Origin of the sequence: uncultured Bacteroides sp. (assembly GCF_958445495.1) — a bacterium.
Lineage (GTDB): Bacteria > Bacteroidota > Bacteroidia > Bacteroidales > Bacteroidaceae > Bacteroides.
The window spans coordinates 1-20,348 of record NZ_CAUCSQ010000069.1; the positions used below are offsets into that span (position 1 = coordinate 1).

19 protein-coding genes and 1 tRNA gene are annotated in these 20,348 nt (G+C 40.9%); 11 read left to right on the plus strand and 9 right to left on the minus strand.

Translation table 11 applies throughout. The annotated features are described in order from the left end of the window. The first annotated feature begins 104 nt into the window (after positions 1-104). Positions 105-177, plus strand: a tRNA-Lys gene (locus tag Q5076_RS16225). 403 nt (positions 178-580) lie between these two features. Here the strand turns inward: Q5076_RS16225 and uxaC are convergent. Next, positions 581-1,987, minus strand: coding sequence for a glucuronate isomerase (gene uxaC, locus Q5076_RS16230; RefSeq protein ID WP_303014679.1), 1,407 nt, complete (start codon positions 1,985-1,987; stop codon positions 581-583). Between the two features lie 199 nt (positions 1,988-2,186). Between uxaC and Q5076_RS16235 the strand changes: the two genes are divergently transcribed. From Q5076_RS16235 to Q5076_RS16255, 5 genes are all read left to right on the plus strand, one after another. Beyond that, a complete protein-coding gene (locus Q5076_RS16235; RefSeq protein WP_303014680.1) occupies positions 2,187-3,254 on the plus strand; it encodes a substrate-binding domain-containing protein in 1,068 nt (355 codons plus the stop codon). 26 nt (positions 3,255-3,280) lie between these two features. After that, positions 3,281-4,720: a tagaturonate reductase gene (locus tag Q5076_RS16240; protein ID WP_303014681.1), complete on the plus strand. Its 1,440-nt coding sequence runs from the start codon at positions 3,281-3,283 to the stop codon at positions 4,718-4,720. Positions 4,721-5,172: 452 nt separating this feature from the next. After that, a complete protein-coding gene (locus Q5076_RS16245) occupies positions 5,173-5,412 on the plus strand; it encodes a DUF3791 domain-containing protein (protein ID WP_303014682.1) in 240 nt (79 codons plus the stop codon). Further along, positions 5,382-5,900 carry a DUF3990 domain-containing protein gene (locus Q5076_RS16250; protein ID WP_303014683.1) on the plus strand — a complete coding sequence of 173 codons (519 nt, stop codon included), beginning with the start codon at positions 5,382-5,384 and terminating at the stop codon, positions 5,898-5,900. The genes Q5076_RS16245 and Q5076_RS16250 overlap by 31 nt, the downstream gene beginning before the upstream one ends. After that, positions 5,875-6,126 (plus strand): hypothetical protein, encoded by a 252-nt coding sequence (locus tag Q5076_RS16255; protein WP_303014684.1) that lies wholly within the window; start codon positions 5,875-5,877, stop codon positions 6,124-6,126. The genes Q5076_RS16250 and Q5076_RS16255 overlap by 26 nt, the downstream gene beginning before the upstream one ends. Positions 6,127-6,128: 2 nt before the next feature. On the opposite strand, the gene Q5076_RS16260 is transcribed toward Q5076_RS16255, so the two are convergent. Both Q5076_RS16260 and Q5076_RS16265 read right to left on the minus strand, forming a co-directional pair. Continuing rightward, a complete protein-coding gene (locus Q5076_RS16260; protein ID WP_303014685.1) occupies positions 6,129-6,656 on the minus strand; it encodes an FHA domain-containing protein in 528 nt (175 codons plus the stop codon). Between the two features lie 21 nt (positions 6,657-6,677). After that, positions 6,678-7,742, minus strand: coding sequence for an SPOR domain-containing protein (locus tag Q5076_RS16265; protein WP_303014687.1), 1,065 nt, complete (start codon positions 7,740-7,742; stop codon positions 6,678-6,680). Between the two features lie 90 nt (positions 7,743-7,832). Here Q5076_RS16265 and rfbC point away from each other — a divergent pair, with 90 nt between their 5' ends. Genes rfbC through Q5076_RS16280 form a run of 3 tightly spaced genes read left to right on the plus strand, consistent with a single transcriptional unit; the run spans position 7,833 to position 10,554 of the window. Then, entirely contained in the window at positions 7,833-8,381 is a 549-nt protein-coding gene (gene rfbC / locus Q5076_RS16270) for a dTDP-4-dehydrorhamnose 3,5-epimerase (RefSeq protein ID WP_303014689.1), read from the plus strand. 24 nt (positions 8,382-8,405) lie between these two features. Then, positions 8,406-9,719: a UDP-glucose/GDP-mannose dehydrogenase family protein gene (locus Q5076_RS16275; protein ID WP_303014692.1), complete on the plus strand. Its 1,314-nt coding sequence runs from the start codon at positions 8,406-8,408 to the stop codon at positions 9,717-9,719. A gap of 40 nt (positions 9,720-9,759) precedes the next feature. Next, the gene (locus Q5076_RS16280) at positions 9,760-10,554 is read left to right on the plus strand and encodes a DUF4738 domain-containing protein (protein WP_303014693.1); all 795 of its coding nucleotides are present in this window, start codon (positions 9,760-9,762) and stop codon (positions 10,552-10,554) included. 7 nt (positions 10,555-10,561) lie between these two features. On the opposite strand, the gene Q5076_RS16285 is transcribed toward Q5076_RS16280, so the two are convergent. Together Q5076_RS16285 and serB are read right to left on the minus strand one after the other, a co-directional pair. Continuing rightward, a complete protein-coding gene (locus Q5076_RS16285; RefSeq protein WP_303014695.1) occupies positions 10,562-11,824 on the minus strand; it encodes a DEAD/DEAH box helicase in 1,263 nt (420 codons plus the stop codon). 47 nt (positions 11,825-11,871) lie between these two features. Further along, positions 11,872-13,101, minus strand: a complete 1,230-nt coding sequence (serB, locus tag Q5076_RS16290) for a phosphoserine phosphatase SerB (RefSeq protein ID WP_303014696.1) — start codon at positions 13,099-13,101, stop codon at positions 11,872-11,874. A gap of 266 nt (positions 13,102-13,367) precedes the next feature. Between serB and Q5076_RS16295 the strand changes: the two genes are divergently transcribed. Then, complete coding sequence (locus tag Q5076_RS16295; protein ID WP_303014698.1) at positions 13,368-13,871, plus strand: thioredoxin-like domain-containing protein; 504 nt, start codon at positions 13,368-13,370, stop codon at positions 13,869-13,871. Positions 13,872-14,037: 166 nt separating this feature from the next. Here the strand turns inward: Q5076_RS16295 and Q5076_RS16300 are convergent, their stop codons facing one another. From Q5076_RS16300 to lon, 3 genes are read right to left on the minus strand one after another with little or no spacing between them, the layout of a single operon-like run. Continuing rightward, the gene (locus Q5076_RS16300) at positions 14,038-15,135 is read right to left on the minus strand and encodes an LptF/LptG family permease (RefSeq protein WP_303014700.1); all 1,098 of its coding nucleotides are present in this window, start codon (positions 15,133-15,135) and stop codon (positions 14,038-14,040) included. Positions 15,136-15,138: 3 nt separating this feature from the next. Further along, a complete protein-coding gene (gene tgt, locus Q5076_RS16305; protein WP_303014701.1) occupies positions 15,139-16,269 on the minus strand; it encodes a tRNA guanosine(34) transglycosylase Tgt in 1,131 nt (376 codons plus the stop codon). Continuing rightward, positions 16,266-18,731 (minus strand): endopeptidase La, encoded by a 2,466-nt coding sequence (gene lon, locus Q5076_RS16310; RefSeq protein WP_303014702.1) that lies wholly within the window; start codon positions 18,729-18,731, stop codon positions 16,266-16,268. Before lon ends, tgt begins: the two co-directional genes overlap by 4 nt. A gap of 217 nt (positions 18,732-18,948) precedes the next feature. On the opposite strand from lon, the gene Q5076_RS16315 reads away from it, so the two are divergent. Then, the gene (locus Q5076_RS16315; RefSeq protein WP_303014703.1) at positions 18,949-19,659 is read left to right on the plus strand and encodes a tRNA1(Val) (adenine(37)-N6)-methyltransferase; all 711 of its coding nucleotides are present in this window, start codon (positions 18,949-18,951) and stop codon (positions 19,657-19,659) included. Between the two features lie 56 nt (positions 19,660-19,715). Here the strand turns inward: Q5076_RS16315 and Q5076_RS16320 are convergent, their stop codons facing one another. Continuing rightward, positions 19,716-20,117: an Arm DNA-binding domain-containing protein gene (locus Q5076_RS16320; RefSeq protein ID WP_303014704.1), complete on the minus strand. Its 402-nt coding sequence runs from the start codon at positions 20,115-20,117 to the stop codon at positions 19,716-19,718. Between the last annotated feature and the right edge of the window lie 231 nt (positions 20,118-20,348).

The following is a 20,348-nucleotide window of genomic DNA, read 5'->3' on the forward strand; positions in this document are numbered from 1 at the left end:
CTCTTAGCTCAGTTGGTAGAGCAACTGACTCTTAATCAGTGGGTCCAGGGTTCGAGTCCCTGAGGGTGTACAAATCCGGAGTTTGCAATAAGAGAATTTATGTTGCACTCTTAGCTCAGTTGGTAGAGCAACTGACTCTTAATCAGTGGGTCCAGGGTTCGAATCCCTGAGGGTGTACGAAGTAAAAAGGTAATTCAAAGAGAAACTCTGAAAATCAATGATTTTTGGAGTTTTTTCTTTTATGAGCCCTAACAAAATATAGAAATAACCACAGGCTTATCCGTGGAATTTTTTTGAGAAAAGAAAAAAAACTACTTTTCGAGGGTGCGGGAGTCGTTACGCATTCCTGGTACGGGTAGGTGTTCCCTCTATGTAGCAGATACCGGGAGTTTATGGCTTAATTGCATCCGAACAATTTAGATGTACACGTTATGATTAACGAAAATACGGGAGTACCTTTAACTTGACTTGAATGTTGCCTGAAATAGGGGATGGAATAGGGGAATGAAAAACCGCTGTCCGGATTTATATGGTTTCGAACAGCGGTGTTAATCGTATCTATCGTTATTATTTATATAGATTAAAACTTGAAGAAATTTTTAGCGTTATTGTAACTGATATCTTCAATCATTTGGTTTACCCGTTCCATTTCTGATACAGGGATTTCACCGTTTTCTACATCCCGGCCTACTAAATTACATAATGTGCGGCGGAAATATTCATGACGCGGATAGGAAAGGAATGAACGGGAATCGGTTAACATTCCTACAAAACGGCTTAAAAGTCCGAGTACGGATAAAGCATTCATTTGTTTTTCCATACCGTCTTTCTGGTCCAAGAACCACCAGCCGGAACCGAACTGGATTTTACCGGGGATAGAGCCGTCCTGGAAATTGCCTAGCATGGTAGCGATTACCTCATTGGCACAAGGATTCAGGTTATATAAGATTGTTTTGGTTAGTTTACCGTTGGTATTCAAACGGTCGAGGAATTTAGCCATGGCTTTAGCCGTCGTAAATTCACCGATGGAATCAAAACCGGTGTCAGGACCTAATAATTTGAACATTTTCGTATTGTTGTTGCGGATAGCCCCGTAGTGGAATTGTTGGGTCCATCCTTTTTCCCAATCCATTTCTCCGAAAATTACCAGCATTGCCGATTTGAATTTCAGGATTTCTTCGTTGGTAAGTGCAGTACCGCCGTACACCTTATTAAATATGGCCTTAATTTCCGCATCTGTATAATCTTCCGCATAGAATTCTTCAATACCGTGGTCGGAAAGGCGGCAACCTTGTTCTGCAAAGAAGTCATGGCGTTTATGCAATGCGGCAATCATGTCGTCAAAACCGGAGATGGTGATACCGCTTACTTCCGATAATTTTTCTATGTATGCGCGGAAATCAGCAGGTACTTCTACTGCCATTGCTTTGTCTGGACGCCATGTTGGCAACATTTTGATTTCAAAACCGCTTTCCCGTGTTTTTATATGGTATTCCAGAGAGTCAACCGGGTCGTCGGTTGTACAAACGGTTTCTACATGATAGCGACGCATCATTCCACGTGCAGAATATTCGGGCTGGGCAAGCTTTTCATTACATTCATCATAAATCTCACGGGCTGTTTTTGGATTTAATATTTTATTAATGCCAAAAGCAGTCTTTAATTCCAGGTGAGTCCAGTGGTATAATGGATTGCGGAAAGTATAAGGTACCGTCTCCGCCCATTTCTTGAATTTTTCCCAGTCTGTAGTGTCTTTTCCTGTGCAGAAACGCTCATCGACACCATTTGTACGCATGGCACGCCATTTATAATGGTCGCCTCCTAGCCAGATTTCAGTCAGGGATTTAAATTTGTAGTCGTCAGCTACCATTTGGGGAATTAAATGACAGTGGTAGTCGATAATCGGCATCTTTGCCGCATGTTCATGATACAACTTTTGTGCAGTTTCCGTCTGCAACAAGAAGTTTTCATCCATAAAATTCTTCATTATTACTGTGCTTTTAGTATATAAAATTATTACTTTTTCTATTTATACCTATATAGTATTGATTTTAAAGCTAATAGGTGTAAATTTACGTTTTAGTTTTATTAACCGTTATCGAACACAAAAATAGAAAATTTACTTGGAGTAACAAAATAATTCGTATATTTGCAGCGATTATTTATAATATTTAAGTTTTACCGCTATGGAGGACCGGAATTATACCATTAAAGACATAGCCCGTATGGCGGGTGTTTCTGCCGGAACGGTAGACAGGGTGTTACATAATCGGGGGGATGTATCTCCTAAAAGTAAGGCTAAGGTACAGAAGGTATTGGATGAGATTCATTATCAACCTAATGTTTTCGCTATCGGACTGGCTGCTAAAAAGAAATATTCTTTCGTATGTTTGATTCCTTATTATGTGGAACATGATTATTGGCATTCTGTAGTGGGAGGGATTGAGCGTGCCCGGCAAGAGTTGCGTCCTTTTAATGTAAATGTGGAATATCTGTACTACTGTCACGGGGACGAAGAGAGTTATCGGAAGGCTTGCGGTTCTATAAAAGAGAGTAATGCAGATGCTGTATTGATTGCTCCGAATTTCCGGGAAGAGACTTTGTCATTGACTGCTTATTTGCGGGAGAATCAGATAGCTTATGCTTTTGTCGATTTCAACGTGGAAGAGGGGGATGCGTTGACCTACATCGGGCAGGATTCTTATAAAAGTGGATATATTGCAGCTAAAATATTAATGCGCAATTATTCGGCTGGGGAAGGGCAGGAACTGGTGCTGTTTTTAAGCAATAATAAGAATAGTCCTGCTGAAATTCAGATGCAACGCCGTTTGAAGGGTTTTATGCAGTATATTGCCGAAGAATATGACAATCTGGCGGTTCACGAGGTCGTATTGAGTAAATCCAATCAAGAAAATAACCGGAAAGTATTGGACGTTTTTTTTCAGGCGCACCCGAAGGCTATACTCGGAGTTGTGTTTAATTCCAGGGTGTATCAGTTGGGAGAGTATCTCCGCCATACGGGACGCAGCATGAAAGGATTGATAGGATATGACCTTTTGAGAGCAAATGTAGAATTGCTGAAATCTGGCGATGTACATTATTTAATCGGGCAACGACCGGGACTGCAAGGGTATTGCGGCGTGAAGGCTTTGTGTGATTACGTGGTATTCAAAAAGCACATCGAACCTGTGAAGTACATGCCCATTGATATTCTGATTAAGGAGAATATTGATTTTTATTTTGAATTAGTATAATATCAACTTTATAAATTACAACTAACATGAAAGTATTAAACAAGGAAAATGCTCCTAAAGCACAACGCCCGGAGCGTATTATTCAATTTGGCGAAGGTAACTTTTTACGCGCTTTTGTAGACTGGATTATTTATAACATGAACCAGAAAACGGATTTCAACAGCAGTGTCGTAGTGGTTCAACCAATTGAAAAAGGGATGGTCGACATGTTGAATGCACAAGACGACCTTTATCATGTCAACCTTCAAGGATTGGATAAAGGTGAGGTGGTTAATAGCTTGACTATGATTGATGTAATCAGTCGTGCACTCAATCCATATACTCAGAATGACGAGTTTATGAAATTGGCGGAACAACCGGAAATGCGTTTTGTTATTTCGAATACTACGGAAGCCGGCATCGCTTTTGACCCTACTTGCAAACTGGAGGATGCTCCTGCTTCGTCTTATCCGGGCAAATTGACCCAATTGCTTTATCATCGTTTTAAAACATTCAATGGCGATAAAACAAAAGGACTGATAATTTTCCCTTGTGAACTTATTTTCTTGAATGGGCATAAACTGAAAGAGACGATTTATCAATATATCGAATTGTGGAATTTGGGGAATGAGTTTAAAACTTGGTTTGAAGAAGCCTGCGGCGTATATGCTACATTGGTAGACCGTATTGTTCCGGGATTCCCGCGCAAGGACATTGCCGCCATCAAAGAGAAGCTGCAATATGATGATAACTTGGTTGTTCAGGCTGAAATTTTCCATTTGTGGGTTATTGAGGCTCCACAGGAGGTTGCAAAAGAATTCCCGGCTGACAAAGCTGGTCTGAATGTATTGTTTGTGCCGTCGGAAGCTCCTTATCATGAACGTAAGGTAACTTTATTGAATGGCCCTCATACCGTTCTTTCTCCGGTTGCTTATTTGTCTGGGGTGAATATTGTCCGTGATGCATGTCAGCATGAGATAATTGGAAAATATATTCATAAGGTAATGTTTGATGAGTTGATGGAAACCTTGAACTTGCCGAAAGATGAACTGGAGAAATTTGCAAATGATGTATTGGAGCGTTTCAACAATCCGTTCGTAGAACATGCGGTGACGAGCATTATGCTGAATTCTTTCCCCAAATATGAAACTCGTGATTTACCGGGGTTGAAGACTTATCTGGAACGTAAAGGTGAACTTCCTAAAGGATTGGTGCTTGGCCTGGCTGCTATCATTACTTATTATAAAGGTGGTGTACGTGCTGACGGTGCTGAAATTGTGCCGAATGACGCTCCGGAAATCATGAATTTGCTGAAAGAGCTTTGGGCTACAGGCTGTACGAAAAAGGTTACGGAAGGTGTCTTAGGGGCAGAATTTATCTGGGGTGAAGATTTGAATAAGATTCCGGGATTGGCAGATGCCGTGAGAGCAAATCTGGATTCAATTCAGGAAAAAGGAATGCTTGAAACTGTGAAAGGTATTCTGTAAGACATAAGATATAACTTGAGGTTGATAAAGTAGAGGGTGTTTTGGTAGAGTGTGTACAACTATCAAAATGCCCTTAACTGTTAGATAATTAAGAGACGGTAAGTAATTGTTAAAGATTAAATTTGCATTCTTCATATTTTTTATTTCCACAACCTTCTTTTTCTTCGTTTTCACGGTTTGAAAAGGCTCAAATCCTTAAAGACCAATTTTGCCTCTTTCTACATGAATTATTATTCTATTTTTCTGTTTTATAAGTGCTTGGATTATTGTGTGAAACGAATTTAATGTGATGAATATTACATTACCTTTACGAGAAAACTCATAAATTGTATTCTTCGGAACATCTTATACCTTGAACATGAAACAATAAAAAGAAGATTAAACTTTATCTGTTTCCAGATATATTCATTAACTTTGTAATTAGCTCAAATTGGCTTTATACAGGATTTAATATGGAAAATCTGATTGAATTATCACATACTGAAGTGACATTAGCATTTGTAGCGTCCTGCATTGGAAGTACTGCACGCCGATTAGGTACATCATATCAAGAAGTTTTTACCCGCATGAAGCGTGTAGGCATGATTGAGAATTACATCTTACCTTGCTATGATGTATTACATACTGAGAGTCGCGAGCATGTGACTGATAATATGGTAGAATGTCTGACAACTTGGGAGGCAAAACGATGAAGATAACTGTATATCATGGAGGAACGGAACGAGTTGATGTCCCTATTTGCCGTTTAGGAAGGGAGAATCTTGATTTTGGTCGTGGATTCTATGTTACAGACATCAAAGAGCAGGCTTGTCGTTGGGCTATTGCAACGGCTAAGCGACGCAATACCCAAGCTATTATTAATATTTACCAACTTGATAGAGAACTTGTCTTGGAAAAGGCTCGTTGTAGGGTGTTCAAGGTTTACGATTCGGAATGGTTGGAATTTATTGTAGCCAGTCGTCGTGGACTGAATCCGGCGGCAAATTATGATTATATAGAGGGAGGTGCCGCGAATGACCGGGTAATTGATACGGTAAATTTATATATGTCTGGTTTGATGAGTGCTGATGTGGCCTTACAGCGTCTTGCTCAACACCAACCAAATAATCAGATTGGTTTGTTAAACCAAAATATTACGGATAAATACCTTACTTATGGTGGAACAGAACTGGCAGAATGACCCTGTAAAGTCTCCTGAAATTCAAGAGATAATATTAAGCAATCGTATCGGTATCATTGCTGCCGAACTTTCAAAGCGTTTGGAGATTGCTCCAGTCAGAGCATTGCAATTATTTTATGAAAGCAAGACGTGTGCTGACTTGCATGACAAGGAAACAGGGCTTTATCTTTATGGTAATCTCTATATCGCTGACGAATTCATGCGGGAGTATCAAAATAAGTTATAAGTTCATTCAGCCGTATGCAAAATAAATGTAGTAGCTCCAATTGTCACAATAGCACCATCTTCAATACGTACACGGTCTTTATCTCCCAGAATTTCATTCATGAGGAACGTACCTGTGAGGCTAGGAGCATCTCGTAATGTGTAAACTAGCTTTCCTTGCTTATTGCGCTTTACATTAATGATGCAATGGCGACGGTCCATACTCATATCGCCGCTTTCAATAGGGGTATTGATTATAGTTCCTACACAACGGCGACCTATAACATTGTCGCCTTCCTGTAGTGGAAGTATCTGCTTAAAGCCGAATATGTTTTCAATGACTGTGATATATCCGAATTCTTCTTTATGCATTTCAGCTTCTTTATCCAGATTCTCTTCTTTTCTAAGGGCGCTTATTTTACTTTTCCCAAGTCGGATACTGAATTGTTTACCACAATATTCACAAATAAATACAAGCGACTGACCTTCCTTATACTTGGTTTCATCAAAATAAAGGTAATTTTCGCATTTCGGACAAAGAACTCGTTTCATATTTTCTTTTAAAAAGGGGAATTATTTTGCCAATAACCAGGCATTCTTGTAAGTTTCGTTTTTTCTCAGTTCTAACAATTGTATCATTGCCTCTTTACGATTATTGAAAGAACGTATGCTGACACGTACTTTACCGTCCGTATTCAAAGCGCAAGCCTCCGGAAATCCTTTTTCTTTCAATTGGTTTGCCATTATTTCCGCATCTTTCATGCTGATTCCACCTGCTACAATAATATGGAAGGGATTGTTTTTCTCCTTTAGCCCGGTTACGATAGGAGTGGGGGTTGTTTTCTGTTTATCCACCTCTTTGTTTACTTTTATTTCTTTTATTGTAATGGGCTTTGAGGTTTTAGCCTTATCAACCGTAATTTTTGATACGGGCTTCTTTCCCTTCTGGCGGACTGTATTGTCATGTACAGGAACAGGAGTCACCGCAACCGATTGCTTTTCGATTTGTTCAAAGAGTTCACCCGGTAATAGTTGGGCGTAATTATTTCTCTGGATATCGGTATTTTCTACTCGGGTTGAGAATGCGAAGAACAATATAATAGCGGCAATCATAGCTACCGCGTTGCGAAAATAGGCGCGGTTGATTTTGATTTCATAGGTTTTCTTTTCTTTTGTCAGACTGGCCGGTATTAATACTTTTTCCTTTTGTTTGAGAGTGGAAAGTTCGGAGATTTCAAAAGAATCCAATCCGTATAATGAAGGAGTCGTAATCTTGTAGTCATAAGGCACAAACTCATAATTCCCGTAAATATTATAGTGGATTTCACCGATGTTTTCCAATTGGGCTTTTCCTTCTTTGTGAAGAAGTTCTATGAATTGCTTAATCTCTTTTTCTACAATCCGGGTAGCGTCGGAAAAACTTGTATCGTATGCTGACATATAGGATTGCACCAATACGCCGTCATTTAATTTCAATTGAGGGTTAAAGCCGATTGTACGGGTAGGGGGAAGAAAGAGATTCTCCTCTTTTATATGAGTCGCGGGAGCATAATGAGCTACAAATCCCCCAAATCCCGGAACGATTACACAATCGTTTTCCAACAGTAAAGTTTCTATATGTTGCGCCAATTCAATCATGTGTGCAAAATTAAGAGATAAATTGAATATATCCCAGAAAACTTCGAAAAAATCACTACTTTTGCATCGTTTTATTTACTACTATTAACAATGAATTATATACAGACGGAAATAGACGGAGTATGGTTGATAGAGCCTAAGGTTTTCTCCGACGAACGTGGCTATTTTATGGAGGCTTTTAAAAAAGAAGAGTTTGAAGCCAATATAGGTCCCGTGGATTTTGTGCAAGATAACGAGTCTAAATCTTCTTTTGGTGTATTACGTGGTTTACACTATCAGAAAGGGGAGTATAGCCAGGCAAAATTAGTTCGCGTCATCAAAGGAGAAGTATTGGATGTTGCCGTTGATTTGCGTAAATCATCACCGACGTTTGGCAAACACGTCAGCGTATTGCTTAGTGAAGAAAATAAGAGGCAGTTTTTTATTCCTCGCGGTTTTGCCCACGGATTTGCCGTGTTGAGTGAAGAGGCTGTTTTTACGTATAAGGTAGACAATAAATATGTTCCGCAGGCAGAAGCTTCTATTTTATTTAATGACGAGACATTAGGAATAGACTGGCCGTTGGCAGAGGAACAAATGATACTGTCTCCTAAAGACAGGCAGGGAACAACCTTCAAAGAGGCTGTATATTTCGAATGAACAATTAACAAACAATAGAGAAATATGAAAATTGCAATTGTAGGAACGGGCTATGTGGGTTTGGTATCCGGCACATGTTTTGCGGAAATCGGTGTGGATGTAACTTGTGTCGATACGAATCATGAGAAAATAGAGTCTTTGCAGAAAGGGATTATTCCGATTTATGAGAATGGATTGGAAGAAATGGTGCTTCGTAATATGAAAGCAAAGCGTTTGAAGTTTACGACATCGTTGGAAAGTTGTTTGGATGATGTGGAAGTTATATTCAGCGCTGTGGGTACTCCTCCGGATGAAGATGGAAGTGCCGACTTGAAATATGTGCTGGAAGTGGCCCGTACCATTGGACGCAACATGAAACAATACAAGCTGGTGGTGACTAAAAGTACAGTTCCGGTAGGGACGGCAAGCAAGGTGCGTGCAGTGATTCAGGAGGAACTGGATAAGAGAGGAGCGGCAATCGAATTTGATGTGGCTTCTAATCCGGAATTTTTGAAGGAAGGAAATGCCATTAATGACTTTATGAGTCCGGACCGTGTTGTAGTGGGAGTGGAGTCCGCACGGGCCGAGAAACTGATGTCTAAGTTGTATAAGCCGTTTTTATTGAATAATTTCCGTGTCATTTTTATGGATATCCCGTCTGCGGAAATGACTAAATATGCTGCCAACTCGATGCTTGCAACCCGTATCAGTTTTATGAATGATATTGCAAATCTGTGTGAACTGGTCGGTGCGGATGTGAATATGGTGCGTAGCGGAATCGGTTCGGATACCCGTATCGGACGCAAATTCTTATATCCGGGTATCGGATACGGCGGTTCTTGTTTTCCTAAAGACGTTAAGGCCTTAATTAAAACGGCAGAACAGAATGGATACTCGATGCGGGTGCTCCGCGCCGTGGAAGAGGTGAACGAGTCTCAGAAGAGTGTTTTGTTTGACAAGCTTTCAAAACAGTTCAACGGAGATTTGAAGGGAAAGGTCGTTGCTTTATGGGGACTGGCATTTAAGCCGGAAACGGATGATATGCGCGAAGCTCCGGCACTCATATTGATTGATAAACTGTTAAAAGCCGGCTGTCAGATACGTGCTTATGATCCTGCTGCCATGCAAGAATGCAAACGGCGGATTGGAGATTCCATCTATTATGCCTGTGATATGTATGATGCGGTGCTTGATGCCGATGTTCTGATGTTGGTGACCGAATGGAAAGAATTCCGATTGCCTTCATGGGCTGTGATTAAGAAGACGATGGCGCAATTGGTTGTGTTGGACGGACGTAATATCTACGATAAAAAGGAGATGGAAGAATTGGGATTTGTTTATTCATGTATTGGAAAATAGAATAATCAAAGAGAGTGTCCTTACTATAAAATTGGGGTAGATGATGAGATATGTGGCAGTATTGACAGTTATTTTTCTTGTGGCATGTAACGGCAATAAGAATTTACATACTTCCGGACCGGAGGAAGAGAATTACAATGCGAAAGAAATGTTGCAGGGAATTTGGCTGGATGATGAGACAGAAAGCCCGTTGATGCGTGTAGAAGGAGATACCATCTATTTTGCGGATTCTCAAAGTGCTCCTATTACATTCAGGGTTATACGGGATGCTCTTTATACTTATGGGAATGATACCACTTGTTATAAAATAGATAAGCAAGCGGAACATATATTCTGGTTCCATTCCATAACAGACAATATCGTCAGGTTGCATAAGTCGGAAGATTTGAATGATTCTTTGTTTTTCGCGCGTCAGGAATTGGTTATTCCTACTTATACGGAGGTAACCAAACGGGATAGTGTGGTGATGTATAACGGTATTCGTTATCGTGCTTATGTGTATATCAATCCTTCCCGGATGCGGGTCATTAAAACAACTTATTCCGAAGACGGGATTAGCATGGACAATGTGTATTACGATAATGTAATGCACATTTGTGTTTATGAAGGAAGGAAAAGCATATTTGCCAGTGATGTTACCAAACAGATGTTCAGCAAAGTCGTCCCGGAAGATTTTCTGATACAGGCAATTTTATCTGATATCAGGTTTATAAAAGTCGACCGGAATGGTTTTCATTATCAAGCTGTTTTAGCCATTCCGGAGAGTTCGATTTATAGTATAGCGGATATGGAGGTAAGTTTAGAAGGAAATCTGACTATTACTTCAATCAAATAAAGTTAAGTTATTTTTGTCTGGAAGAGGAATGGTTGTTTCCTTTTCCTCCATTATATTTTTTACCTTTAAAATTTCTCTTCTTGGAATAGTTGCCGTTTCTTTTATTGTTAAAAGAGCGCGGTTTATATTCCGGCGCTTCTCCCAGTTCTTCCGGAATGGGAATTTTATATATTTCTTTTTCAAGAAAATTCTCGATACTTTTGAAACTGCTTTGTTCTTTTTCGTTGACGAATGTGAGTGCCACGCCGTCATTATTGGCACGTGCCGTACGGCCGATGCGGTGTACGTAGTCTTCGCTGTCATGAGGAACATCAAAGTTAATAACCAGGCGAATATCGTCAATGTCGATGCCACGTGCGACAATGTCTGTAGCTACGAGGATGTTAATCCGTCCTGCTTTAAAGTCATGCATGACAGTTTCCCGTTGGATTTGCTCAAGGTCTGAATGCATTTCCCCCACATTCAGCTTCATTGATTTTAGAGCTTTCGTCACTTCTTTGACTTTGATTTTGGAAGATGCGAAGATGATGACCCGTTCGGGAACTTCGTCAGTGAAAAGGCTGCGGATGATTCCTAATTTTTGGTTTTCATAACAGATGTAAGCTGCCTGAATGATTTTGTCGGCCGGTTTTGAGACGGCAAGTTTTATTTCTGCCGGTTCATTCAAAATCGTATTTGCCAACTGTTGTATCTTTGCAGGCATTGTTGCTGAAAACATGATGGTTTGCCGCTCTTTCGGCAAATATTTTACTATCTGCATGATATCGTCGTAAAATCCCATATCGAGCATGCGATCCGCCTCGTCCAAAATAAAATAGGAAACTTTGGATAAATCTACGTAGCCGAGACTCAAATGGGCTATTAAGCGTCCGGGAGTTGCAATAACGACATCAGCGCCTAATGTAAGCCCCTTTTTTTGCTGCTCGAACAGGATACCGTCATTTCCGCCATATACGGCGACACTCGATACTGGCATAAAATAAGAAAAACCTTCCATCTGTTGGTCAATCTGTTGGGCTAATTCCCGCGTAGGAGACATGATTACACAGTTGATGGCATCTTCGGGATGATTTCCTTCGGATAATTTGTTCAACACGGGAAGTAGGAATGCCGCTGTCTTTCCTGTACCGGTTTGCGCTACAGCTATCAAATCTTTACCTTCAAGTATGATTGGAATCGCTTGTTCTTGTATAGGCGTACATTCGTCAAATCGCATGGCATCAAGTGCCTCAAGTACATTTGTATTAAGTTGTAGTTCGGAAAACTTCATTCTTTCAATTTATTTATCGGCAAAGATATACTATTTTTTTCTCTCAATTACATATTCAGGTAAGAATCTTTGAATCCAAGGAAATAGAGTACTCCGTCAAGACCGATGGTGTTGATGGATTGCTTGGCATTCGCCACCACTTTAGGCTTGGCGTGGAATGCAATTCCCAATCCTGCAATGCCTAACATGGGCAGGTCGTTAGCGCCGTCTCCTACGGCGATTGTCTGGGCGATATCCACCTTTTCCACTTGGGCTATCAGCCGGAGTAGTTCTGCTTTTCGTTTTCCGTCCACTACATCACCCAAATAACGTCCGGTCAATTTTCCGTCGATAATTTCCAACTCATTCGCATACACATAATCTATACCGTATTTCTTTTGCAAATATTGGCCGAAATAGGTAAATCCTCCGGAAAGGATGGCAATCTTATAACCGTATTTTTTTAACACGTACATCAGTCGGTCTACTCCTTCCGTGATAGGCAGGTTTTCTGCGATTTCCTGCATTACCGATTCATCCAACCCTTTCAAAAGTGCTACACGGCGTGTAAAGCTTTCCGTAAAATCTATTTCTCCTCTCATGGCGCTTTCGGTAATGGCTTTAACTTCATCCCCTACACCGGCACGGATAGCTAATTCGTCGATAACTTCCGTTTCAATCAATGTGGAATCCATATCAAAACAAATCAAGCGGCGCATGCGACGATACATATTATCTTGCTGGAAAGAGAAGTCCATTTCCAGTTCGCTGGCTAATTTCATTAATCCTTCCTGCATGGCAACGCGGTCTTTCGGCGTGCCTCTTACGGAGAACTCGATACAGGCTCGTGTATGTGTGTCCGTCTTGTTCTCATCCAGTGGGATACGCCCGGTCAAACGCTTGATTGCATCGATATTCATACCCTGTTCCGCCAATATCTTGGTAGCCGCAGAAATTTGTAATGCAGAAAGTTTGCGCCCTAATACCGTCAGGATATAACGGTTCTTTCCTTGCATGCCCACCCATTCTTCATACTTTTCCGTGGTTATGGGCTCAAACCGTATGTTTACTCCTAATGATGATGCTTTGAAAAGCAACTCTTTCATAATGAATCCGGAATGTTTCTCTTCACTTTTGAAAAGAATTCCTAATGATAATGTGTTATGGATATCCGCCTGGCCGATATCAAGAATCGTTGCATCATATTTAGCGAGAATTTCAGTCACGGAAGAGGTCAGCCCCGGACGGTCTTCGCCGGTGACTCGAATCAGAATTAATTCAGTATTTGATGGTTGCATAAGAAATAGGCTTTTACTCTGCAAAAGTAGAGAAAAAAGTTCATTTTTATGCTAAATAACATAAAAAGTTATACCTAAAAAGTGAGATTTTTGCTTGTTTTTTTGGAAGTTAATTTAATAATTACTTACCTTTGCACCCGGTTTCAAAAATAAAGGCTCTGATAATCAGCGGATTCCTCTTCGCCTGATGCCTGAAAAGACAATGTTTCGGGAAGAAACCACTGTTTAAGGACAGTCCCGGATAGTATTAACCAAAACCGAATTACATGAGACATGTAAAATGGATTTTTGTTGTATTACTGATTTGTTCCTTGACCGCTTTCATTGAGAAAGACAAACCTACGGGAGGTTTGAGTGAGGGTGACGTAGCCCCTGATTTTAAAATCGAATCTGCGTCGGAAGAGCAACCTGTGTTTAAGCTGGCCGATTTAAAAGGCCGTTATGTGTTGCTAAGTTTTTGGGCTAGTTATGATGCGCAGTCCCGGATGCAAAACGTAAGTTTGAGTAATGTGCTTCGTTCTTCCCATAGTGTGGAAATGGTTTCCATATCGTTTGATGAGTATCAGTCAATCTTTAAGGAAACCGTTCGTAAGGACCAAATAGTTACGCCCGCCTGTTTCGTGGAAACAGAAGGCGAGGATTCCGGATTATTTAAAAAATACCGTTTGAATCGGGGATTCACTAACTATTTATTGGATGGAAATGGTGTGATTATTGCCAAAAACATCTCTGCTGCAGACCTTTCTGCTTATATAAAGGAAATCGGTTGACGATAAGAGAAGAAGTATAAGGAGAAAGAGGTGTTTTTCAATTCGCCTGTCAATTGGTGAATAATGAGAAATAGACAAAAGAGGAAATGAATACAACAAAAAAGTTCCGCCTGTTCCTTGTCTGAAAACAAGATAGGCGGAACTTCTATTTTTAATGTTTTCTTTTCTATTTCGGCGCTTTCTGATACAGGAAGAATGCAATGCCTGCATATAAGATATTAGGAATCCAGACTGCAATGACAGGGGGGACATTCCCATTAATGGCGAAAGTAGAAGTAATCGTCTGGAATAGAATGTAGGAGAAGCTCAATGCCAGTCCGATACCCAGATGAAGCCCCATACCGCCTTTTGTTTTCCGGGATGAAAGGGAAACGCCGATGATTGTCAAGATAAAAGAGGCGAATGACATTGCAATTCGTTTATGGTATTCGATTTCAAACTCTTTGATATTGGCAAATCCTCTCCGTTTCTGTTTCTCGATATAATCACTCAATTGAGGGCTGGTCAACATTTCCTGCTGGTTTTTCATAATAAGGAAATCGGAAGGCTCCATATTGATTATAGAATCGATTTTATCTCCTTTGGTGATTTTTTCTTTCAACCCGTCCAGTTCCCGCACCATATAATCATGGATAGTCCATTTATGTACAGTAGTGGTGTCATAAGTGATGCGGCGTGCGGTTAAGTGGGAAACAAGCTTTTTGTCTACAAACTTATCCAAAGAAAAACGGTTTCCCGTTTTCATCGCATTATTATAGTTGTCGATATATGCTATGACGCCGCTGTCAACTTCCAGTTGTACGTTGCGTGCGGTATTTTGCTTTTTGGGCTTGATATACCTGTCTTCGAAATTTAAGCGTGTAACACTTCCTTTGGGGATGACGTATGAGCTTAACATGAATGTTGTCAGTGCAATGATAGCTGCCGAAATCATATAAGGACGCATCATCCTCTTAAAGCTCATACCGGTAGAGAACATGGCGATGATTTCGGAATTCTCCGCAAGCTTGGAAGTGAAGAAAATGACGGCAATGAATACAAACAGCGGACTGAACAAATTTGAGAAATAGGGGATGAAGTTCATGTAGTATTCAAAGATAATTTTACTCCACGGAGCTTCATGTTCCATCAACTTATCCATTTTCTCATTAAAATCGAATACCACTGCAATAGAAATGATTAATGCAATAGCAAATACGTATGTCCCCAAGAATTTCTTGATGATATACCAGTCCAGCTTTTTTATGAATCGATTGCTTTTCATTTCCTATAATCTAGTTGATACTCTTTTAACCATCATCGGTTTCCAGGTTGAAAAATCTCCTGCTATGATGTGCTTTCTGGCTTCACCTGCTAACCATAAATAAAATGCAAGGTTATGTATGGAAGCAATCTGCATAGCCAATAATTCCTGTGCATGAAAAAGATGGCGCAGATATGCCTTGCTGTATAATGTGTCCACATACGACGCACCGTCTACTTCAATAGGAGAGAAGTCTGTCTCCCACTTTTTATTTTTCATGTTGATGATTCCGTCTTTGGTAAACAACATGCCGTTGCGCCCGTTCCTCGTAGGCATGACGCAATCAAACATGTCTACTCCCCGTTCTATCCCTTCAAGGATATTGACGGGTGTGCCCACCCCCATTAAATAACGGGGTTTGTCTTTAGGTAGAATTTCATTGACGATTTCAATCATTTCATACATCTTATCTACGGGCTCACCGACCGCAAGACCACCGATAGCATTTCCGTCAGCCCCTTTGGAAGCGATAAATTCTGCAGATTGTTTACGTAAATCAGGATAAACGCATCCTTGTACAATGGGAAAAAGGGATTGATTGTAGCCATATTTGGGCTCCGTCTCATTAAAGCGCCGTATGCAACGGTCCAGCCATCTGTGGGTCAGCCCCAATGACTTTTTGGCATATTCATAATCGGAATCTCCGGGGGGACATTCATCGAAGGCCATCATAATATCGGCACCGATGGTACGTTCTATGTCCATCACTTTTTCCGGAGTAAAAATATGCTTACTGCCGTCAATATGAGAACGGAATTCCGCTCCTTCTTCACGAAGTTTCCGGATTCCTGCTAGTGAGAATACCTGGAATCCTCCGCTGTCGGTCAGCATAGGACGGTCAAAACCATTGAAACGATGTAATCCACCGGCCTTTTCAATTACGTCCAATCCCGGACGAAGGTATAAATGGTAGGTGTTTCCCAAGATAATCTGTGCCTGGATATCGTCCTTCAGTTCCGTCAGATGCACTCCTTTCACACTGCCCAATGTACCCACAGGCATGAAAATGGGAGTTTGTATTTGCCCGTGGTCTGTTGTTATCAGACCTGCACGGGCATTGCTTTTAGTGTCTGTATATTGTAACTCAAATGTCATTCCTGGCTGGGTTTCTTAACGGATAAATCAATGGCGTCCGCCACTTTCTCGTTTGTCAGGGCTATTGCGAAGACTTCTTTAATGTCATTTACATAATGGAAAGTCAATCCTTTCAGATAGATATCCTGAATTTCGTCAATATTCTTTTTATTCTCCGCGCTCATAATGATTTCTTTGATTCCGGCACGTTTGGCAGCCAGTATCTTTTCCTTGATTCCTCCCACGGGGAGCACTTTGCCGCGAAGAGTTATCTCTCCTGTCATGGCAAGATTGGCTTTCACTTTCTTTTGTGTCAGTGCGGAAGCCAGGGAAGTAGCCATTGTGATACCGGCCGACGGGCCGTCTTTGGGAATTGCACCTTCGGGAACATGGATATGAATGTTCCAGTTTTCGAATATCTCTTCGTCCAATTGAAGAAGAGATGCGTGTGATTTGATATATTCGAGTGCTAACATGGCAGATTCTTTCATGACGTCTCCCAAATTACCCGTCAATGTAAGGCGTCCGCCTTTTCCCCGGCTTAAACTGGTTTCGACAAAAAGGATTTCACCTCCCACGGCAGTCCATGCCAACCCCGTAACTACACCGGCGTAATCATTGCCCTGATATTTGTCACGTGTATATTCCGGAGCGCCCAAGAAATCATACAAGTCCGCCGGTTTGATTTCAGTTTTGGCAAAATATCCGTCTGTGGCATATTGGCGTGCGGACTTACGAAGGATTTTACCAATCTTTTTCTCCAGTTCGCGAACACCGCTTTCACGTGTATATGATTCAATGACCGCTTCCAGAGTATCTTTAGGAAGTTTGATATCTGTTTTCTTCAATCCGTTAGCTTCAAGTTCTTTAGGTACCAGATGCTTCCGGGCAATCTCAATTTTCTCTTCCGTGATATATCCGCTGACTTCAATTAATTCCATACGGTCGAGCAATGGGCCGGGGATGGTATTCAAATTGTTGGCGGTTGCGATAAACAGCACTTTTGAGAGGTCATAATCCACATCCAGGAAATTATCGTGGAAAGAAGTATTCTGTTCCGGATCGAGAACTTCCAGCAATGCGGACGACGGATCGCCTTGGCGGTCGGCGCTGACTTTATCTATTTCATCCAGGATAAATACCGGATTTGAAGCGCCTGCCTTGATTAAGCTCTTAATGATTCGTCCCGGCATAGCGCCGATGTAAGTTTTGCGATGCCCGCGGATTTCCGCTTCATCGTGCACGCCTCCCAAGGACATACGTACATATTTTCTTTTTAATGCGGCCGCAATGGACTTGCCGAGCGATGTCTTACCCACTCCCGGAGGACCGTATAGACAGATAATCGGTGATTTCATGTCACCTTTCAATTTCAATACAGCCAGATGCTCCAGAATGCGTTCTTTTACTTTTTCCAATCCGTAGTGGTCTTTATTCAATGTCTTTTCCGCATTTTTCAGATTCAGGTTATCTGTCGTATAAATTCCCCACGGAAGGTTGAGCATTGTTTGCAGGTAGTTGAGCTGTACGCTATAATCCGGAGATTGCGGATGGGTACGTTCCAACTTAGCCAATTCTTTCAGGAATGTTTCTTTTACTTCTGCATTCCAACGCATTTGTTCGGCTTTTTGGCGCATTTCCTCTATTTCCTGTTCTTGACCGCTACCGCCCAGTTCATCTTGGATAGTCTTAATTTGCTGTTGCAGGAAATATTCGCGTTGTTGTTGGTCGATATCTTCACGCGCACGCATTTGGATAGACGCCTTGATTTCAGCCAACTGGACTTCACGGTTTAAAATCTCCAGTAACCGGTAAGTACGTTCACGCAGAGAGCTGATGGTCAACAAATCCATTTTCTCATCTTTCTTGAACGGGAGATTCGAACAGATAAAGTTGACCAGGAACATTGAGTTGTTGATATTCTTGATTGCGAATGCGGAATCCTGGTGCATTATATCCGATGATTTGATATAACGCATTGTCAAGTCCTTGCAGGTTTCTACCAATGCCTGGAATTCTTTATCGTCTTTATTGGGAATTTCTTCCTCAAGCAACTCTATTTCTCCTTTTAGATATGGATAAATCTCGATAATATCTTTCAAGCTCAGGCGTTTCATCCCTTGGAGAATGACAGTTGTCGTTTGGTCGGGCATTTCCAGTACACGTACAATCCGCCCGATGGTGCCGACATTGTGCAAGTCCTCCAGTTTGGGGTCTTCCGTGTGGGCTGCCCTTTGGCATACTACTGCAATGTCTTTATGTTTTTTTTCAGCATCGCGTATAAGTTTCAGTGAAGATTTCCGCCCCACCGTTATGGGAAGAAAAACTCCGGGAAACAACACCATGTTACGAAGGGGGAGAACCGGAAGAATTTCACCAGATTTTACATTCACATCAAATGCTTGCTCGTCATTACCATCATAGTCGGTAATCAATGAGAAGCCATTTTCACCTACATCTTCCAATAAGTATCTTTCTTTCATCTTTTCGTTTTAATTAAGTTTATGTCATACATAATATGCATAAATCGTTTGCAAAGTTAATTGATTCTCTCTAATAATAAAGCACTGTGCAGGATAAAAACACAAAAACAATGCCAAAATATTGGGGGATTGAGGCCATATTCCATAATAATTATTTATTTTTGGCGGTTCCCGGTAAAATGGCGGAATAAAACAAGTTTTAGATAAGTTAGGTAAAATGTCGAATCCTTATTTTCAATTCAAGCAGTTTACGGTGTGGCATGATAAGTGTGCCATGAAAGTCGGTACGGATGGAGTGCTTTTGGGGGCATGGGCTTCTGTTCAAAACGCACGCCGGGTCCTGGATGTCGGAACGGGAACGGGATTAGTTGCTTTGATGCTGGCCCAACGTAGTTTGCCGGATACCCGTATCGTGGCATTGGAGATAGATGAAGTCGCAGTCAGGCAAGCAGAAGAAAATGTTGCCCGTTCTCCTTGGAAGGAGAGAATAGAGGTTATGCAGGGAGATTTTAAAGAATGCCGGTTTCCCGATAAATTTGATGTGATTGTTTCTAACCCTCCTTATTTCATAGATTCGCTGACATGTCCTGACCAAAAGAGGAGTTCGGCACGTCATAATGAAACGCTAACTTATGAAGAGTTGCTGGAAGGAGTAGCCGGATTATTGACAGAAGCAGGATATTTTACTGTCGTAATTCCGGCAGATGTGGCCGATAGAGTAAAAGACATTGCCTCTATGTGGAATTTGCATGCGGTTCGTCAGTTAAATGTAATCACAAAACCGGGCGGTATTCCTAAACGCGCCCTGATTACTTTTTCCTTTTTCAGTCAGGAATGCGTGATGGAAGAACTGTTGATAGAATTGGCCCGCCATCAATACAGCAAAGAATATATAGCCCTGACCCAGGAATATTATTTAAATATGTGATTTTAAGGAAATACGTTGACCCGAAATAATATCACTTACGCATTTTCCATGTGATATTAAAAATAATACCATTCGGCTGTTTTCTTCTTTTTGGTTTGGATTATTATGTTTTGAGCAAACTCTACAAAGTCTATGAATTCGGCATCAGGAGCAAGGGATTTCTCTATTTCTTCCTTCAAATCCATACACGACATGAATTGAGTCCTTTCTTGTCCTAGCTTTAAGTATTCTCTCCGGATTTTCTGAATATGAGCATTTATTTCATATTCTATCATTTCTCCATTTGCCACGTTCGATAAGATTCTCCCGGAGTCGTCCATGCTTTCTGGGCGGATATAATAACCGGTAGCTATGTACTGTGACTCTCTATTATGATAGATTCTAATTTTTATATTTGATGTTCCATCTTGCTTGATATGTCTTCCACTTTGGAAAACGACTGCTTTAAATGTTGCCATACTGTTTTAATGTTTTTTAAAGGTTTAAAATCGCATTAAACAGCTTGAATCGGGGCAATTTGATAGGAAATTGCTTTAATTTCTCCTAAACGTATGCAAATAGAGAAACGTGTTCAAAGATAGTTCAAAGAAATACCCTCTTTATTTACCCCAAAACGGGGTATATTTACATCTATTTTACATAAACGAAAAAAGCCGATACAAACTGTATCAGCTCAACACCATTCAATT

Excerpts from the sequence above, each read along its gene's own strand:
- uxaC (WP_303014679.1), bottom strand. The coding sequence starts at position 1,987 with ATGAAGAATTTTATGGATGAAAACTTCTTGTTGCAGACGGAAACTGCA.
- Q5076_RS16235 (WP_303014680.1), top strand. The coding sequence starts at position 2,187 with ATGGAGGACCGGAATTATACCATTAAAGACATAGCCCGTATGGCGGGT.
- Q5076_RS16240 (WP_303014681.1), top strand. The coding sequence starts at position 3,281 with ATGAAAGTATTAAACAAGGAAAATGCTCCTAAAGCACAACGCCCGGAG.
- Q5076_RS16245 (WP_303014682.1), top strand. The coding sequence starts at position 5,173 with ATGGAAAATCTGATTGAATTATCACATACTGAAGTGACATTAGCATTT.
- Q5076_RS16250 (WP_303014683.1), top strand. The coding sequence starts at position 5,382 with ATGTCTGACAACTTGGGAGGCAAAACGATGAAGATAACTGTATATCAT.
- Q5076_RS16255 (WP_303014684.1), top strand. The coding sequence starts at position 5,875 with ATGGTGGAACAGAACTGGCAGAATGACCCTGTAAAGTCTCCTGAAATT.
- Q5076_RS16260 (WP_303014685.1), bottom strand. The coding sequence starts at position 6,656 with ATGAAACGAGTTCTTTGTCCGAAATGCGAAAATTACCTTTATTTTGAT.
- Q5076_RS16265 (WP_303014687.1), bottom strand. The coding sequence starts at position 7,742 with ATGATTGAATTGGCGCAACATATAGAAACTTTACTGTTGGAAAACGAT.
- rfbC (WP_303014689.1), top strand. The coding sequence starts at position 7,833 with ATGAATTATATACAGACGGAAATAGACGGAGTATGGTTGATAGAGCCT.
- Q5076_RS16275 (WP_303014692.1), top strand. The coding sequence starts at position 8,406 with ATGAAAATTGCAATTGTAGGAACGGGCTATGTGGGTTTGGTATCCGGC.
- Q5076_RS16280 (WP_303014693.1), top strand. The coding sequence starts at position 9,760 with ATGATGAGATATGTGGCAGTATTGACAGTTATTTTTCTTGTGGCATGT.
- Q5076_RS16285 (WP_303014695.1), bottom strand. The coding sequence starts at position 11,824 with ATGAAGTTTTCCGAACTACAACTTAATACAAATGTACTTGAGGCACTT.
- serB (WP_303014696.1), bottom strand. The coding sequence starts at position 13,101 with ATGCAACCATCAAATACTGAATTAATTCTGATTCGAGTCACCGGCGAA.
- Q5076_RS16295 (WP_303014698.1), top strand. The coding sequence starts at position 13,368 with ATGAGACATGTAAAATGGATTTTTGTTGTATTACTGATTTGTTCCTTG.
- Q5076_RS16300 (WP_303014700.1), bottom strand. The coding sequence starts at position 15,135 with ATGAAAAGCAATCGATTCATAAAAAAGCTGGACTGGTATATCATCAAG.
- tgt (WP_303014701.1), bottom strand. The coding sequence starts at position 16,269 with ATGACATTTGAGTTACAATATACAGACACTAAAAGCAATGCCCGTGCA.
- lon (WP_303014702.1), bottom strand. The coding sequence starts at position 18,731 with ATGAAAGAAAGATACTTATTGGAAGATGTAGGTGAAAATGGCTTCTCA.
- Q5076_RS16315 (WP_303014703.1), top strand. The coding sequence starts at position 18,949 with ATGTCGAATCCTTATTTTCAATTCAAGCAGTTTACGGTGTGGCATGAT.
- Q5076_RS16320 (WP_303014704.1), bottom strand. The coding sequence starts at position 20,117 with ATGGCAACATTTAAAGCAGTCGTTTTCCAAAGTGGAAGACATATCAAG.